This window comes from Microbulbifer mixtoriginis (SeqCode) (assembly GCF_052468275.1).
The window spans coordinates 3,988,352-4,004,381 of record NZ_CP174341.1; the positions used below are offsets into that span (position 1 = coordinate 3,988,352).

Genomic DNA, 16,030 nt, shown 5'->3' on the forward strand with positions numbered 1-16,030 from the left:
CAAAGAGGTTCTAGATTAGCTTGTAAAGAATGGAGAGACTTACTTTAACAGTTTTCAGCTTAAAAAATTCTGAAGAGCATGAAAGACAAGGCCAATACAGTCCCGCAAGCTGTGCGGTTGCCAACAAAACCGCCTTCAAAAAGATAACTCTGTAACCACTCTAAAACTTGAGAACTCTAACTATTAACCATAGCCTATCCCAGCGCGATTGATGTAACTATCTCGCTGAGGAGCAACTAACCACTCATCGCTATAAGCTTTGCCCCAGCAAAGCGCTTAATACCGACAGTAGAGTCGTGCATACAGTGAAGATTTTCAGAAAATTCCTTTATTTCATCAGCCGATAATATTGGAGGCAACTCCCTCTAAAGCACAAAAATATTTATATTTATAGTTGTCCCATGAAATATCTTGAAAGTCTACTTTTACTAGCCTATCCATACACTGAACCTTATTAACCATAGCATCTACCTTTGCAACTGCATCCTTCCCCCCTAAATAACGCAGCTCCTCAGGATAAAATTCCGGATAACACTGCTCATCCGGCACTAATGGCGTACAGCCTGCTACGGCGGCCTCCATTACTGCTAACCCCTGAAATTCATGATAAGCGGTAGATAGAAATACATGGCTGTTATGCAAGGTTTGTCGGTATAGAGATTCACTCTCCACGTACCCCACCACTAGCAGATTTTCACTAAACTCCCGTTGTATCTGCTCAAACTCTTTTGGGCTATTACGAAAGGATTGCCCCATCAGGTTGAGTAAGAATTTTACCTTTTTCTCTTTTAGGCCCCGAAGGATTTGCAGCAGACGGTCAGCGCCTTTGTCATATTCCCAGCGGGCGGCCCAACTGATGATTAGTGTATCCTCGCTTACTTCACCCTGATAACCCTGCCCCCAGCGGTGATCCCAGCAAAAATCAGCTTGTGTGTACCCTTGAGTAAAGAGTGCATCCTCTAGTGGTACTGGCAGCACCTTCGACTTACTTGTAATTTCTTCACAAATTCCCACCGGCACACAGTCCGGGAAGCGCTTTAAAAGCTTGGCTGCGCCTTCAATCAGGGTGCGGCGGTTGTATTCCGAATTAAACAGCAACAGGTCACCGGCTAACGCGGTATAGATATTGAGGAGCTGTGGCTCTATAGACTCGAACGCACCTGAACTGACTGGATAGGCAAACTGATTCTCGTGAAAGTAGACCACCGTGGGCACCCCCACTATCTCGGGCACTAAGCCGCGCAACGCACTGAGATCAGTCATAGACGTGGCAACAATTAGGTCCCACTGTTGCTTTAGTATTTGTGCCGTCTCCCCCCTGGCCCATGAAAGGCTGTTGCCACGTATACGCCAGCTGAAATAGCGCGGGGGCAGTGTCAAGACTGTCCACTGCCACCCGGGGAAGGCGGCGACTAGGCCTTTACGCCAACGCTTGTGACTGTCGGCATCATAGGCCGAGAGCAATAAAACTTTCATGAGAATCTAAAACAACAAGGAACGGAAATACAGAGCTGGAAACAGAAGTATCCAGCCCTGTTATAGGCTTGAGAGGAAGTAAAGTCAGTCGAAAGAGCGCACATTCATCAGGCGAGCAAACAGACTAGAGGTATCCCAGCGAGCACCGCCGATCGCCTGCACCTCACTATAAAATTGATCCACCAGTGCCGTCACCGGTAACAGGGCGCCATTATGCTGGGCTTCCTGTAAAACGATGGCCAAATCCTTCCGCATCCAGTCCACGGCAAAGCCGTGATCATATTCACCGGCCAGCATTGTTTTTGAGCGGTTTTCCATCTGCCAGCTTTGTGCCGCGCCCTTGGAAATTACATCCACGACCTGTTCGCCATCCAGCCCTGCCGCTTTAGCAAAATGCAGCCCCTCTGCCAGCCCCTGCACCACACCGGCAATGCAGATTTGGTTGACCATTTTACAAAGCTGGCCACTGCCCACCGGGCCCAATAAGGTAACAGCACGGGCAAAAGTGTCTATCAGCGGCTTTACACGTTCAAAATCTGTCTCTTCACCACCAACCATTACGGTGAGAACCCCATTTTCCGCACCGGCCTGGCCACCAGATACTGGGGCATCGAGAAAGCCGATACCTTTCTCTTTGCCAATTGCTGCCAGTTCACGCGCGACATCTGCCGAGGCAGTAGTATGATCGACGAACAGGGTGCCCTTTTCCATAGTCGCGAAGGCGCCCTGCTCTCCAGCAACCACCTGGCGCAAATCGTTATCATTACCCACACAGGCAAACACCACCTCTGCACCTTTTGCGGCCTCAGCGGGTGTTTCGAAGCTCTCCCCCTCATACTCGCCCAGCCATTTTTCTGCACAGCTGGCGGTGCGGTTATATACCCGCACTGAGTGACCCGCTTTTGCCAGGTAACCCGCCATTGGGTAACCCATTACTCCCAAGCCAATAAACGCTACCGTTGCCATATTGATTACCCCCATATCATCCAAATAAGAGCCGCCCCTAAAATCAGGCGGTAAATCGCAAATGGCGCCATGCCGATGCGACTAATAAATTGCAGGAAAAAATGAATACATAGATAGGCACTAATAAAAGAAAGCAAAGTACCCAATAAAATATCCCCCCAGGGTACCGACTCTAGGGCGAGTAAATCATAGGTCAGTAACATGGCCGGCAGGGCTATCGCCGGTATGGATAACAAGAAAGAGAAGCGCGCAGCAGCTTCGCGCTTCATGCCGAGCATCAGCCCTGCGGTCATGGTGATACCCGAGCGGGAAGTACCTGGAATAAGCGCCAATACTTGCGCACCACCAATAACTAGTGCTTTTTTCCAGTTAAGTTGCGCTAGGGTTTGCACCCTGGCACCACGCACATCAGCCCACCAAAGCAACAGGCCAAAACCGATGGTGGTGGCCGCTATAACTACTGCTGAGCGTAAATGCGTTTCTATATAGCCTTTAAAAATTAATCCTACCAAACCGACAGGAATCGTAGCCAGCACAATCAGCCAAGCCAAACGCCCTTCATCGCTAAATTGCCTCGATTTAAGCCCCCCTAAACCATCGCGCAGGAGTAGCCAAATATCTTTTCGAAAATAGGTGACTACCGCGATCAGTGAGCCAAAATGTACAGCCACATCGAAAGCAAGCCCTTGATCCTGCCACCCTAAAACTTCTGCAGGCAAGATCAGGTGTGCCGAGCTTGAAATAGGGAGAAATTCAGTCAAGCCCTGGATCAGGGCCAGTACAACAATCTGAAATATTTCCATGAATTATCAGGATCGAATTTTTTGACGTTTTTGCCAGGTAACTTCATTGCGAAGATAAACGGGCTCCAAAGCTTCAGCAGATACCATTGCACCAGCTCGATAGAGAGGAACCGCTAGCTCAGCAATATCCCGTGCATGGATTAAGGCATTCAGATCCAGCTCTGCCGCTCGAGCCTTGCCTAATGCCTCATAGTGCCAACCGGGACCGGCACCGTAATATGTGTTTGTCAGCTTGGCCTCACTCAATGACAGTAGAACCTGCTCTGGATTCTGTACTGCCTCAGGTATCAAGCTGTCATTAGGCATCTCGGTGCCGTAAATACCCCAGTACACCTGCTGCATACGAGCGTCGAGCATAGCGACAATAGGATCTCCTCCCCACTGCGGGTGCGCCCTTCTGGCCCCCAAGGCCAAAGCGGCAAGGCTGGAAACCGGCACTACTGGCTTATCGGCGGAAAAGGCCAGCCCCTGTACACAACTGATAGCGATACGCAGACCCGTAAATGAGCCGGGCCCCCTGCTTACAGCAAGGGCATCCAGGTCGGGAAGGCTCAACTGGGCCTCAGCCAATACCTCATCCACCATTGGTAGCAGGCGCCGTGTATGGTCTCGCTCTGCTTGCACAAAGCGTTCCGTAATCTGGCCATTACTATAAAGTGCCACTGAGCAGGCACCAGACGTGGTATCCAGGGCAAGAATCTTCACAACTATTTCAAACCGGGTTATCGAAGGGAGTGAATTGTGGCACGGTCACAAGGTCTAGTCATGTAGATTAGCGATATTGAGGAAAGAGAAAACCCCGGTATTAACCGGGGTTGATGAAGAGTGAGCCATGCCACTAAGGCATGCTGTGAACTAGAGGAGGTTTAATTAAGCCGCACTCTTGGGTGGTCGACCACGGCGAGCGGTACCGGCCTTAGGTGGGCGCCCTCGACGAGTTGGCGTTTTCTTGGCCGCCTCCGCTTTGCTAGCAGACTTCTTCGGACGCCCTACTCTTTTCGCTGGCTTTGCTGCGGAGGTGGCCTTCTTGGGGCGCCCTACACGCTTGGTGGCTTTAGTTTCAGAAGCAGCCTTTTTGGGGCGGCCTACTTTCTTGGCCGTAGTAGTCTTTTTAGTCGCCGCCTTTTTAGCTTTTTGAGCATCAGCTTTTAGCTTCGCAGCTGCTTTCTTCTCTAGCTCCTTGGCTTTTGTCGCAGCCTTCTTTGCTGCAGCTTTTATCTTAGCCTCAGCTTTTTTCTCGGCGGCTTTGATCTTCTTGGCATGAGCCTTAATACGAGACTTCATCCAGCGCGCTTCGAACGCCTTCAATGCCGCCGCCAGGTCTTTATCTGCCTTGGCAGAAAGGCTTTCAGAAAGGGTGGCCACCTTCTCCTTAGCCGCTTCTTCTGCATGACGCACGGCATCCATGGTCTTGGCCTTGGCAAGCTCCATTTTTGCCATCGCCAGCTTGGCGCGTAAATCTTTTGCTTTGCCATTGGCGCTGGTCAAGGAAGCCTTGGCCGCTGCCGTACTACTTTTTTGTGCCCGCGCTTTTGCTTTTGCCACACGATCCATTTGTGCATCCAGCGACTTACTTGCTGCATCCACGGCTTTCTGTGCTTTTACGACTACCGGCGACGCTTTGGTCGATGTAGTTGCCTTTTTAGCACGTGTACTCTTTTTTACTACTCTTGCCATCCCTTGTCTCCTCATTAAAAAGAAGAAGTACTTCCAAAAGTGTGCTGGCAACGCGGCCTGTTAGCTATCGAATAAAACCCGGGGGTTATTTTATTGCTTATACAGAGCGGTGCGCTGCCTATTTCAATACAACTTTATCAAAGTTAATAAAAATACACGGCATTGCAAGTAAAAAAGCGAAAAATGAGAAATTTTTCAGCAAATAAGTCTCTTTTCCTTAACAAATTGCCTTTTGAAGAGGCAAAACACCTAAAAGTAAAAATTATTTTGGGCCTGGCAACTTATCTTCAACAACCGCAGCAAGAGCTTCGATATGATCCGCACGTAAATTTAGCGCGGGAATATAATGGTATTCACTTCCACCCGCTTCGATAAAATTAGCGCGATTCTCTACCGAAATTTCTTCCAATGTCTCTAAACAATCGGCCGAAAATGCTGGGCAAATCACATCAACACTCTTGATACCGCCTTTGCCCCATTCAATCAGAGTTTTATCGGTATAAGGTTGCAACCACTCAGCCTTACCAAAGCGTGACTGAAAAGTAACTTGCCAACGCTCCGGGGAAATTTGTAATTCTTCCGCAAGCAGCCTCGCGGTTTCCTGACAATGGCGTAAATAGGGGTCCCCTTTATCAACATTTGCTTTGGGGATACCGTGAAAAGAAAGCATTAATTTTTCAGCCTGGCCGTGTTTCTGCCAGTGTTCCCTGACAGAGTTGGCGAGAGATTTAATATATAGAGGGTTGTGGTAATAATCACGAACCAGGGAAATATCCGGAATATCACGACTCTTTCGGAAAATTTGCGCCACTTGATCATATATTGCAGCAGTAGTGGTAGCCGAATACTGCGGATATAAAGGGAAAACAACAAAGGACTCATAGCCTTTTGATCGCAAGCTTTCAATAACTTTATCGAGGCGCGGTTCACCATAAGTCATGGCATACTCTACCGCGATATCCCGTCCTTTATCCTTTAAATGCTTTTGCAGTAGCTGCGCTTGATGGCGGGTATAGTAGAGAAGTGGTGAACCTTCAACTTGCACATCGTCCGCGCTGCAATTCCAGATTTCCGCATAAGCCGGAGCAATTCTCTTGGGGCGAAAAGGTAATATCAAACCGTTTAGTATTGTAAGCCACAGTGGTCGGGGTATTTCCACTACCCTGGGGTCGGAGAGAAAGTCTCGCAAGAAATCTCTTACGGCGGACGGCGTGGGCTGCGCAGGGGTACCCAGATTCATCAAAACTATCGCTGTGGACATACAAAGACCCGTCTGAAATACAATTTTGCCAGGAATAACCTGCCGGCCATCTTAATGATTGGTCAGTCAACTACAAGGTAAGCGCTTGCGAAACTAAAAAGGAAACCATCGGAGAAGATACAAAAAAGCCCCCAAGAGGGGGCTTTCTTTAACAATATTCAGTGTGATCAGCTCAATGCTTCGATGACCTTATCGCGGATCTCATCCATGCTGCCAACTCCCATCACTTTGCTGTACTTCGGAGCTGCTTCAGGGGAGCGCACTTCCAGCTCTCGGTAGAAGCCAACCAGCGGCGCTGTCTGCTCGTGATAAACCGCCAAACGCTTGCGCACAGTCTCTTCGGTATCATCATTGCGCTGTACCAGTGCCTCACCAGTCACATCATCCACACCTTCGCTCTTGGGCGGGTTGTACACAACGTGATAGACGCGGCCTGAACCCTCGTGCACGCGACGCCCAGACAAGCGCTTGACGATTTCTTCATCGTCCACAGCAATTTCCAGCACATGATCGATATGCACATCGGCATCCAGCAGTGCTTGCGCTTGGGGAATAGTGCGGGGGAAACCATCGAAAAGGAATCCATTTGCACAATCTGCCTCTGCGATGCGCTCTTTCACCAGGGCAATAATCAGGTCGTCGGAAACCAGTTTGCCGGCCTCCATGATGTCTTTTGCCTGCAAGCCGAGAGGTGTGCCCGCTTTCACCGCAGCGCGAAGCATATCGCCGGTGGAGATCTGCGGAATGCCGAACTTCTCTGTTATGAATTGTGCCTGAGTGCCTTTACCGGCCCCCGGTGCCCCCAAGAGAATAATTCGCATGTTCAGTAAGCCTCCAAAACTATCGACGCACTAAGAGCCGCCGCGCCAAAAGAGCGCTACCTTACACGTCCACCCCAAATTGGGCAAGATTATGACTGTGGTACCGCCATTACCACAGAATAAACTGCGGCCAATACGGCTACTTATCTGTCTGAATCCTGTCTTTCTATGTCTTTCGCGCGTTCCCAGAGTCGATCAAGCTCTTGCAGGCTGGCATCTTCTGGCCCACGCCCATCTGTCCTGAGCGCTGCCTCAACAGCGCCAAAACGACGCTCGAACTTACGATTACACTGTCGCAGTGCAGACTCAGGATCAACTTTCAAATGCCTGGCCGCGTTTACACAGGAGAACAACAGGTCGCCGAGCTCCTCCCCAGCATGCTCACGATCACCGGTTGCAATAGCCTCGCGCAATTCGGCTACCTCTTCCTCTATTTTGTCCAGCACACCGGTAATATCTGGCCAATCAAAACCCACCTGTGAGGCACGCTTTTGCAATTTGGCCGCACGCGTCAGCGCGGGTAAGCCCGCGGTAACACCAGCCAGGACTCCACTCTCACCCTTTGCGTTGCGCTCTTCAGCTTTAATGGCTTCCCAGTTTTGCTTTACTTGAGCTTCATCCATTGCAGAGGAGCCATTCTCGCCATAGAGCTTTCCGCTGGGGAATACATGAGGATGGCGTCGCACCAACTTGCGTACCAGGGTGTCCACAATACGGGAAAAGTCGAAATGCCCCTGCTCACGGCCGAGCTGGGAATAGAAGATCACCTGGAACAATAAGTCCCCAAGCTCTTCATGTAGATGTTCGAAATCTTCAAGCTCAATTGCCTCGGCCACTTCATAGGCCTCTTCAATCGTTGAAGGAACAATACTGGAAAATGTCTGTTTCAGATCCCAGGGGCAACCACCGTTTGGGTTGCGCAACTGGGACATTAGGTGAAGCAAGTCCTCCACCGAGTAATGGTCTTGCATGGGTCCCCCTCAACGCAGCATACGCCGCTTCGCCGAAGCGACATTGGGCAGGCGATTAATGCGGTGCAACACGTAACTCAACTCTTCAAAATTATGAATCTCGGCGGTAAGTACCATCTCTACAGTATGCTTATGCTTATTACTGTGTGTCTGCATCGCCGTAATATTGATTTTCTGACTATCGAGCATAGCGGTGACATCGCGCAACAGCCCCAGGCGATCATAGGCTTCGATAACGATTTCCACCGCATAGAGTTCCCTCGGTTTTGCCGCCCAATTAACTTCTAGTACTCGCTCAGACTCCTCTGCCTGCATACGCAGCATATTCGTGCAGTCTTTACGATGTATCGATACCCCGCGACCAAGAGTGATGTAACCCATAATTTCATCACCGGGAACAGGGTTACAACAACCCGCAATATGCGTCAGTAAATTACCAACCCCTTCGATATAAACATCGGCTTTGCCCGTCCCCGTGGCCACCGGGGCAGTAAGTGAAGGCACACGCTGCGCATTGTCGACCTTTACCATACGCTGGGCGGTGTTCAGCACCTGCCCCACACCGATATCCCCAGCTCCCACTGCCGCATAGAGATCATCCAACGAGTGCATATTCAGCTTGGCAGCAAGCTGTTCAAAATTAAAATCACTCAGAGCAAGCTGTTTGAACTCACCATCTAAAATACTGCGACCATCGGCAATATTTTGATCTCGGGCCTGCTGCTTAAACCAGTGGATAATCTTGGCCCGCGCCCGCGAGGTTGTTATATAGCCCATACCGGACGAAAGCCAATCGCGACTGGGGGCTTCACGTTTACCAGTGAGAATCTCCACCTGATTGGCGGTTTCCAGCTCGTGGTTTAATGGCACTATGCGGCCATCCACCTTAGCGCCGCGACAGCGATGACCAATCTCGGTGTGGATTTTATAGGCAAAATCCAGCGGTGTGGCTCCGCGGGGCAAATCGACTACATGGCCATCGGGAGTAAAAACATAGATACGGGAGTCCCCTTCCCCGGTTTGAAGATCTTCTTGTAAGGGATTACCACCCACTTCTTCATGCCAGTCGAGCACTTGCCGCAGCCAGGAGATCTTTTGCTCATAGCTATCTTGGCTCTCTGTTTTCAGGTCGGTGCCCTTATACCGCCAGTGAGCACAGACCCCATATTCAGCCTCCTCGTGCATGGCAAAAGTACGGATTTGCACTTCCAGCACCTTGCGTTCGGGGCCGATCACCGCAGTGTGTAGGGAGCGGTAGCCATTCTCCTTCGGAGAGGCAATATAGTCATCAAACTCGTTGGGAATATTGCGCCAGAGGTTATGTACAATCCCCAGCACCGCGTAACAATCCCGCACGGTAGGCACCAGTATGCGTACAGCACGAATGTCATAAACCTGAGAAAAGCCGATATTCTTGCGGCGCATCTTGCGCCAGATACTGTAGATATGCTTTGCACGGCCATAGACATCACCCTCTATATCCGCCCGCGCCAGTTCAGTGCGAAGAAGCTCCAGCACCTCATCGATATATTCTTGTCGCGCCATCCGCTTTTCATCTAAAAGGCGCGCTATCTGCTTGTAGTCTTCAGGCTCGAGGTAACGGAAGGACAAGTCCTCCAACTCCCACTTGATATGCCCTATACCGAGGCGATGCGCCAGTGGTGCATAGACATCGGCCACCTCGCGAGCGACCCGCTGGCGCTTTGTGGGCTCAGCATTCTTGGCCGCACGAATTGCACAGGTCCGCTCGGCAAGTTTGATCAGCGCAACGCGAACATCATCAACGAGCGCCACCAACATACGGCGAATATTTTCCGAGTGTTCCTCTACCGCACCGCTTTTGCTTTCCTCACCAGTATCGGCACTGCGACTGCGAATCGCCGCCATCCGCAGTACCCCGCGAATAAGCTTGGCTACAACCGACCCAAACTCCTCTTCAACGCTTTTTAGCGCGAGGCGCTTCTCTCGTACTGCTCGGTAGAGCACTGCAGCCACCAGTGCTTCAGAATCAATTTGCAAGTCCGCCAGGATTTCCGCCATTTCAAGGCCGGTGGCAAAACTGCTGGCACCCTCTGCCCAAATATTTTCCGCGGCAATAGCCTGTTGTTCGGCTTCAGCACTTACTTCTGCTGCACGGCGCAAGGTCACTATGGCAGCCCCATCCAGCCCAGCCAGTTTTTGCACATGGCGCAACCAGGCTTCCAGGTCGTGCTCTCTCTCACCTCCAAAGGAATGATGTTTTCTGACTTGAACCATGTTTTAACCGGGCCGAAACAGGAGTTTGTAAGCTTACTAGCATTGCTCAGTGGCTTGCATGATGGCAAAACCAAGCAAAAAGAATAACTTCCCAAATTAGGGACGCTTCTATCATAGGTTTGGTCAGACTAAAGTCCACGATTTTCTTTATGTTTTCAACAAGCTGCGTGAAATTTAGCGATAACTCACCCCAGTGGATATGGCTTGATACTGGAAACTGCAAACGACAACACCAATTGGTCAATCACATTGAGCAGCGAGAATTCTTACCGAGGAGAATGCGATCAAAGGAAAGCTTGTCGGGCTGAAAGGCTTTTACAGAGAGGCCCTCTCATTTTCAACATCTCAGCGGTGACACTGGAAAACCGAGAAAACCAGCCTCTATTACAGCCTTTTTAGTGGAAGCCTATTCGTTAGCCACATAAAGAGAGCTTTAAGCCCTCACCTGCCGCCCACAGCTAATTAATGGTCTTTGTTTTAATAAAACAATCTACGCACTGACAATCTTAAACTGAGAACACGCTTAAAATCAGAGCGTCAAAAAAAACTAAAAATAAAAGTCGGAGAGAGAAAATATCAAATATACGCAGATAGATTGGCAGGCATATAAAAAATCACACTAAAGTCGGGGGCAACAAAAAATCTGCACACCCGACTGTGCCTTTTTTCCCAGCCTTACTGATTGAACAATCCCGAGGATAAATAGCGATCACCGCGGTCACAGATGATTGCCACAATTATGGCATTCTCCACTTGGCAGGAAAGGCGCAGTGCTCCGGCAACCGCTCCGCCGGAAGAAACACCACAGAAGATGCCCTCTTCACGCGCCAGCCTACGTGTCATTTCCTCCGCTTCCCGCTGATCCATATCGATAACGAGATCCACTTCCTCTGGGACAAAAATTTTTGGTAGGTAAGCCTGTGGCCATCGGCGAATTCCGGGAATACTGGAACCATCGGTTGGCTGCAGACCCACAATCTGAACCTCCGGCTTCTGCTCTTTCAGAAAGCGGCCGCAGCCCATTATGGTACCTGTGGTCCCCATAGAAGAGACAAAATGAGTAATTTCCCCAGCGGTCTGCTGCCAAATTTCGGGTCCGGTACCCTCGTAATGGGCCAGAGGGTTATCCGTATTGGCAAACTGATTGAGCACAAGGCCACGACCTTCGGTCTGCATTTGAAGAGCCAGATCCCGAGCACCTTCCATTCCCTCCTCCGCGCTGACCAAAATCAGCTCGGCACCGTATGCTGTCATAGAGGCCTTACGTTCTGCGGTAGCACTGTCCGGCATAATCAGGATCATACGATAACCTTTAATGGCAGCTGCCATTGCCAGTGCGATACCCGTATTGCCGCTGGTAGCTTCTATCAAGGTATCCCCTGGTTTAATCTGCCCTCTTGCCTCGGCGTGGTTGATCATTGATAGCGCCGGGCGATCTTTTACCGAACCGGCCGGATTATTACCTTCCAGCTTGAGCAAAATCGTATTGCTGGTATCACCGGGGAGGCGTTGCAGCTTGATCAGTGGCGTATTACCTACGCAGTCAGCAATCGTTGGGTAATCCATAGTACCTTGAGTCCAGACATATTGCGGCCGCACAGTGTACCCGATGCTCCCTCTCAGGCTAAATACCGACTATTTTGGTGGACTATATAGTCGAGTTATTACAAATATCAAAAAATCGCAAAGCAGAAAACATTTACCTAGAGCAGCCCGTATAGGAGTGCGCCTCCTCTCGCATAGGGGTAAAATGGGGAAAAAATAATCGCACAAGACCCTTGATTTCTCATGGCCCCAAATAATACCGACCCTTCCATGCCGGCTCCTTCAGAGCTCCGCTCGTTGCGTTCAACTATGTTTCGCTTCACGGTTGCGCCAGCGCTGATTTTGGCCATGACTCTGGCCCTGGTGTTCACACTGCAACAAATGCATGATCGCCGTCAGCTCTTACTCAGCCACGGACGGGCAAGTGCCGAGCAACTGGCCGAGTTAATTGAAATGAGTGGCGGCCACCCTTTCGATCTGCGTATGGAATGGTTACGCAAGAGCCTTCTGGCACTGATGCTGGAAAAGGACATGGTGCGCTCGGTGCATATTTATTCCACTGAGGAAAGTAAAAAAATCTCACTGGATAGATCCACTGGGCTGGGGCTTCTGGCCAGTGTGGGCCCACGACCACGCACCCCGCTTACAAACCACCAACTCAATCAACGCGAAGCTTTTATTTTTGAAGATGATGAAACCCTACAGGTATTACAGCCATTAAAGGGGGACATCACCACCTGCTGGATTAGTATCGAGCTACACCGGCCCTATTTTCTTGTGGGCACCTACCAAGTATTACTCGTGGGCTTGGTGGGCTTAATTATTTGCACCTTGGCCGCCCTAGCTTGGTCGGTGATTTTATCTGAGCGTTTTGCTCACAGCCTGGTACGTATGGGACAGGTGTTACAAGCCATGGGGCGCGGTGAGTTTGACCGCCGCATTCACGAGATAGAGAACCGCGAACTCGCACAACTGGCCGATCAGATTAACGAGATGGGTGAAAGTCTTGCCAATTACCAGCGGGACTATAAATCCAACATGCTGCAGAGCATGGACGATCTACGCCAGTCTCTCGACAGCATGGAAGAGCAAAATATCGAGTTGGACCTGGCACGCAAAAGGGCCCAGGAGGCGAGCCGTATCAAGTCGACCTTCCTTGCCAATACCAGCCATGAAATCCGTACACCATTAAACGGCATTATCGGGTTTACTAATTTATTACTTAAAACCGAGATCGATGAGCTACAACAGGACTACCTGCAAACCATTCTGCGCTCCTCAGAAAACCTGCTCACCACAATTAACGATATCCTGGATTTTTCTCGAATCGAGTCCGGCAATTTGGTGCTCGACCATATCCCTATGGACCTGGGGCAGCTGCTTGAGGAGACCCTGCAAATCCTTGCCCCTTATGCCTATGAGCATCACCTGGAGCTGGTGCCACTGATTGACCCACAATTGCCTGTCACCCTGGTGGGCGACCCTCTGCGTACAAAGCAAATATTTACCAACCTGCTCGGTAACGCCGTGCGCAGTTCCGAGAATGGTAATATCCCGGTACGCCTCATTGTGCAGAGCAATAAGGACTCTGAACTGGTATTGCGAATCAGTGTTACCGACCTGGGCAATCGCATTGATGAGCCCGGTCGCCGCGAGCTGGAACAAATTCTCAACGCCAAAACACCACAACATTCGCAGCAGATCAGCGCCAACGGGCTCGGAATCTCTATCGCTCGCAGCCTCGTCGAGCGCATGCGCGGTTGCACGGGTATGGAAGTAGCTGCAAATGGTGCCAGCACCTGCTGGGTGGAACTGACCCTGGTACCGGAACGCAACCGCGGCATCCCGCCACGGGTGCTTTTCCCAGACTGCCGCATACTGATTGCCGACCCCAACGAATTGACCCGCTCCCAGGTTGCTCAACTGCTTAAACAGTGGCAGGTTGAACCCATTGAACTTGCCGATACCGATACTCTGCAGCCAGCAATTGAACAAATGTGGCGGCACGATGCGCTGCCAGATGCGGTGATTATCGATACCGCCATCGCCAAGGGAGACTTTGACAGCTTCAGCATGAAGGTACAGTCCCTGGTCGATGCCTATCAATGCCGGGTAATCGTACTCGGTGCCCCAGCAGAGCTGCGCCGCTGCTATGAGCAGTTGCGCACCCGCACCTTAACTTTCCTTGGCAAGCCGGTAACCCGCGAGAACCTGCTTCGCGCCCTGAAAAGAGCCGTCCCCCAACAGAGCCAGCCTCGCCCCAGTAATGGTGCCGTACCCGCCCTCCCCTGGCCCGCGCCACCGCGTGTCCTGGCCGTGGATGATCACGCCGCTAACCGGCGCCTGGTCGGCGAGTTACTGCGCGCCCAGGGTGTAGAGGTGGTGATCGCCGCCAGCGGTGAAGAAGCCTTACTACATTGGCAGCAAAGCACGTTCGACTTGGTCTTCATGGATATCCAGATGCCCGGTATGGACGGTATTGAAGTCACCCGCTGCATCCGCGAACGAGAGACCGGCCGCCGCACGCCCATTATTGCACTCACTGCCCATGTGGGAGCCGAGGAGAAGGCGAGGCTACTGTCCGCAGGGCTAGACGACTACCTGAGCAAACCAGTAAGCGAAGCCCAGTTGTCCCATATGATCAAACGCTGGCTCAAAATTATCACTCCACAAGTGGTAGAAAAATTGAACCCAAACCAGATGCGCCTGGTGGATATCGGAGAGAGTCTCAACCTGGCAAATGGCGATGCAAAACTGGCCAGGGATATGCTGCAAATGCTCGTGGATGGGTTGATAACCGATGAACGGGAACTGGAGCGACTACAGGGTCTAGGCGACATAAAAGGCATGTTTGAGTTGACCCACCGCATGCACGGCGGCTGTTGTTATTGTGGCGTATCACGCCTACGAGAGGCCACTTGTGTGTTACAGGAGGAGTTACGTATCCAGCAAAATCAGGAGAATCCCCAGCTCGACCGCCGCAAATTGGATAGGGCACTCAGGGAAATTCGCGCCCTGCGAGAATGGGCCTCCGAGCAGGATCTCGACACACTGTTTGGGTTGGAGGTTGCCTGACTCGCAGTGAATTAAGGCCGGGGAGATGCTCCGGCCTAACTGCGAGCTTCAAAAATCACGAACGCCAGGGCTGCATCCTTTTCATCGGAAAGGGAGAGGTGTATCACCTCCACTCCCATCGCCTGAGCCCGCCTCTGCGCTCCACCCCGCAGCAGCACCTGCGGAGCTGCACCCTGGCGCCGGCGCACTTCAATATCCTGCCAGGAAACACCTTCTCCAATACCAGTACCTAGGGCTTTACCCACCGCTTCTTTAGCTGCAAAGCGCTTGCACAAATAGGCCGCTCTATTGGCCTCGGCAAGATCGGCAAAATCACAGCGTTCGCCACCACTCAATATACGCTCCACGAAACGATCACCATGGCGGCGCCAAACTGACTCGATACGGCTGTAATTGCAAATGTCGGTACCGATGCTAACAATCATTTCCCGTAAACCTGTTTAAATAACTCGCGGCTCTGCAAGGGCTTCTCCCCCAGTAATGTGCGCAACAAAATACGGGTTAAACGCTTTGCCGGGCCCAATACTTCTGCCGGCCACTTGCCAGACTCTTTAGCCCGCAGTATCCCCAGCAGCTCTGAACCAAAAAACTCCCACTCACGCAGAGCAGTGGCACCCTGCCTGTGCACCGGCACAAAGCCCACCTCCAATTCCAACCTGTAGCTGCCGGCCTCACTCACAACGCCCTGACTCTGCACACAATAATCCAACGGTGGGCAACTACCCAACTCCGCGAGCAGCTGTAATTCGAAACTGCGCAGTGGTCCTTCCAACTCTGCACTGTCCGTACCGCCCAGATCTGATAGCCCCTGCAATAGACGCTGATAGGTGGCAAAAAGACCTATGTGCGCCTCGCCCTCCGGTAGCAAGCGCACCATCAACTCATTGGCGTAGAGCCCGCCATAGACAGCACGTCCCTTAAGCCAGAGTGGAACTCCAACATTCTCCACGGGCCCGAGGGTTTTCAGAGATCCAGCACCGAGCAGAGTAACTAATAGAGGCGTAAAAGGTTGCAGCGCCTGCTGGCGCCGCTGCTTGTCCCTCCGCGCACCGCGGGCAACACAACCAATACGGCCATGGTTTGGAGTGAATAACTCAAGAATCAGGCTGGAGTCGCGATAGGGCCGGGCGTGGAGAATGTACGCCGGCTGCGCCGGCGGTGGTGTCTTCATGGCGGACG

13 protein-coding genes are annotated in these 16,030 nt (G+C 51.4%); 1 reads left to right on the forward strand and 12 read right to left on the reverse strand.

All coding sequences use genetic code 11. The features are described 5' to 3' along the window. Positions 1 to 336 precede the first annotated feature (336 nt). The 10 genes from ACJJIC_RS17450 to cysM all read right to left on the reverse strand — a co-directional run bounded on the left by ACJJIC_RS17450 (position 337) and on the right by cysM (position 11,797). Positions 337 to 1,476 carry a tRNA-queuosine alpha-mannosyltransferase domain-containing protein gene (locus ACJJIC_RS17450; protein ID WP_445357513.1) on the reverse strand — a complete coding sequence of 380 codons (1,140 nt, stop codon included), beginning with the start codon at positions 1,474 to 1,476 and terminating at the stop codon, positions 337 to 339. A gap of 84 nt (positions 1,477 to 1,560) precedes the next feature. After that, positions 1,561 to 2,442 carry an NAD(P)-dependent oxidoreductase gene (locus tag ACJJIC_RS17455; RefSeq protein ID WP_445357514.1) on the reverse strand — a complete coding sequence of 294 codons (882 nt, stop codon included), beginning with the start codon at positions 2,440 to 2,442 and terminating at the stop codon, positions 1,561 to 1,563. Positions 2,443 to 2,447: 5 nt separating this feature from the next. Continuing rightward, positions 2,448 to 3,245 carry an undecaprenyl-diphosphate phosphatase gene (locus ACJJIC_RS17460; RefSeq protein ID WP_445357515.1) on the reverse strand — a complete coding sequence of 266 codons (798 nt, stop codon included), beginning with the start codon at positions 3,243 to 3,245 and terminating at the stop codon, positions 2,448 to 2,450. 6 nt (positions 3,246 to 3,251) lie between these two features. Then, positions 3,252 to 3,950 (reverse strand): tRNA (adenosine(37)-N6)-threonylcarbamoyltransferase complex dimerization subunit type 1 TsaB, encoded by a 699-nt coding sequence (tsaB, locus tag ACJJIC_RS17465; RefSeq protein ID WP_444884233.1) that lies wholly within the window; start codon positions 3,948 to 3,950, stop codon positions 3,252 to 3,254. A 165-nt stretch (positions 3,951 to 4,115) separates the two neighbouring features. Next, positions 4,116 to 4,922 (reverse strand): hypothetical protein, encoded by an 807-nt coding sequence (locus tag ACJJIC_RS17470; protein ID WP_445357516.1) that lies wholly within the window; start codon positions 4,920 to 4,922, stop codon positions 4,116 to 4,118. Between the two features lie 262 nt (positions 4,923 to 5,184). After that, a complete protein-coding gene (gene hemH, locus ACJJIC_RS17475) occupies positions 5,185 to 6,183 on the reverse strand; it encodes a ferrochelatase (RefSeq protein WP_445357517.1) in 999 nt (332 codons plus the stop codon). Positions 6,184 to 6,350: 167 nt separating this feature from the next. Continuing rightward, positions 6,351 to 7,004, reverse strand: a complete 654-nt coding sequence (adk, locus tag ACJJIC_RS17480) for an adenylate kinase (RefSeq protein WP_445357518.1) — start codon at positions 7,002 to 7,004, stop codon at positions 6,351 to 6,353. A 143-nt stretch (positions 7,005 to 7,147) separates the two neighbouring features. After that, positions 7,148 to 7,975: a nucleoside triphosphate pyrophosphohydrolase gene (mazG, locus tag ACJJIC_RS17485; RefSeq protein WP_445357519.1), complete on the reverse strand. Its 828-nt coding sequence runs from the start codon at positions 7,973 to 7,975 to the stop codon at positions 7,148 to 7,150. A gap of 9 nt (positions 7,976 to 7,984) precedes the next feature. Continuing rightward, positions 7,985 to 10,231, reverse strand: a complete 2,247-nt coding sequence (relA, locus tag ACJJIC_RS17490; protein ID WP_444886794.1) for a GTP diphosphokinase — start codon at positions 10,229 to 10,231, stop codon at positions 7,985 to 7,987. Between the two features lie 675 nt (positions 10,232 to 10,906). Further along, positions 10,907 to 11,797, reverse strand: a complete 891-nt coding sequence (cysM, locus tag ACJJIC_RS17495) for a cysteine synthase CysM (RefSeq protein WP_445357520.1) — start codon at positions 11,795 to 11,797, stop codon at positions 10,907 to 10,909. Positions 11,798 to 12,085: 288 nt separating this feature from the next. Between cysM and ACJJIC_RS17500 the strand changes: the two genes are divergently transcribed. Next, positions 12,086 to 14,851, forward strand: a complete 2,766-nt coding sequence (locus tag ACJJIC_RS17500; protein ID WP_445357521.1) for a response regulator — start codon at positions 12,086 to 12,088, stop codon at positions 14,849 to 14,851. 35 nt (positions 14,852 to 14,886) lie between these two features. Here the strand turns inward: ACJJIC_RS17500 and acpS are convergent, their stop codons facing one another. Both acpS and recO read right to left on the reverse strand, forming a co-directional pair. Continuing rightward, positions 14,887 to 15,276, reverse strand: a complete 390-nt coding sequence (gene acpS / locus ACJJIC_RS17505; RefSeq protein WP_252082544.1) for a holo-ACP synthase — start codon at positions 15,274 to 15,276, stop codon at positions 14,887 to 14,889. Next, complete coding sequence (gene recO, locus ACJJIC_RS17510) at positions 15,273 to 16,022, reverse strand: DNA repair protein RecO (RefSeq protein WP_445357522.1); 750 nt, start codon at positions 16,020 to 16,022, stop codon at positions 15,273 to 15,275. The genes acpS and recO overlap by 4 nt, the downstream gene beginning before the upstream one ends. Positions 16,023 to 16,030 lie beyond the last annotated feature (8 nt).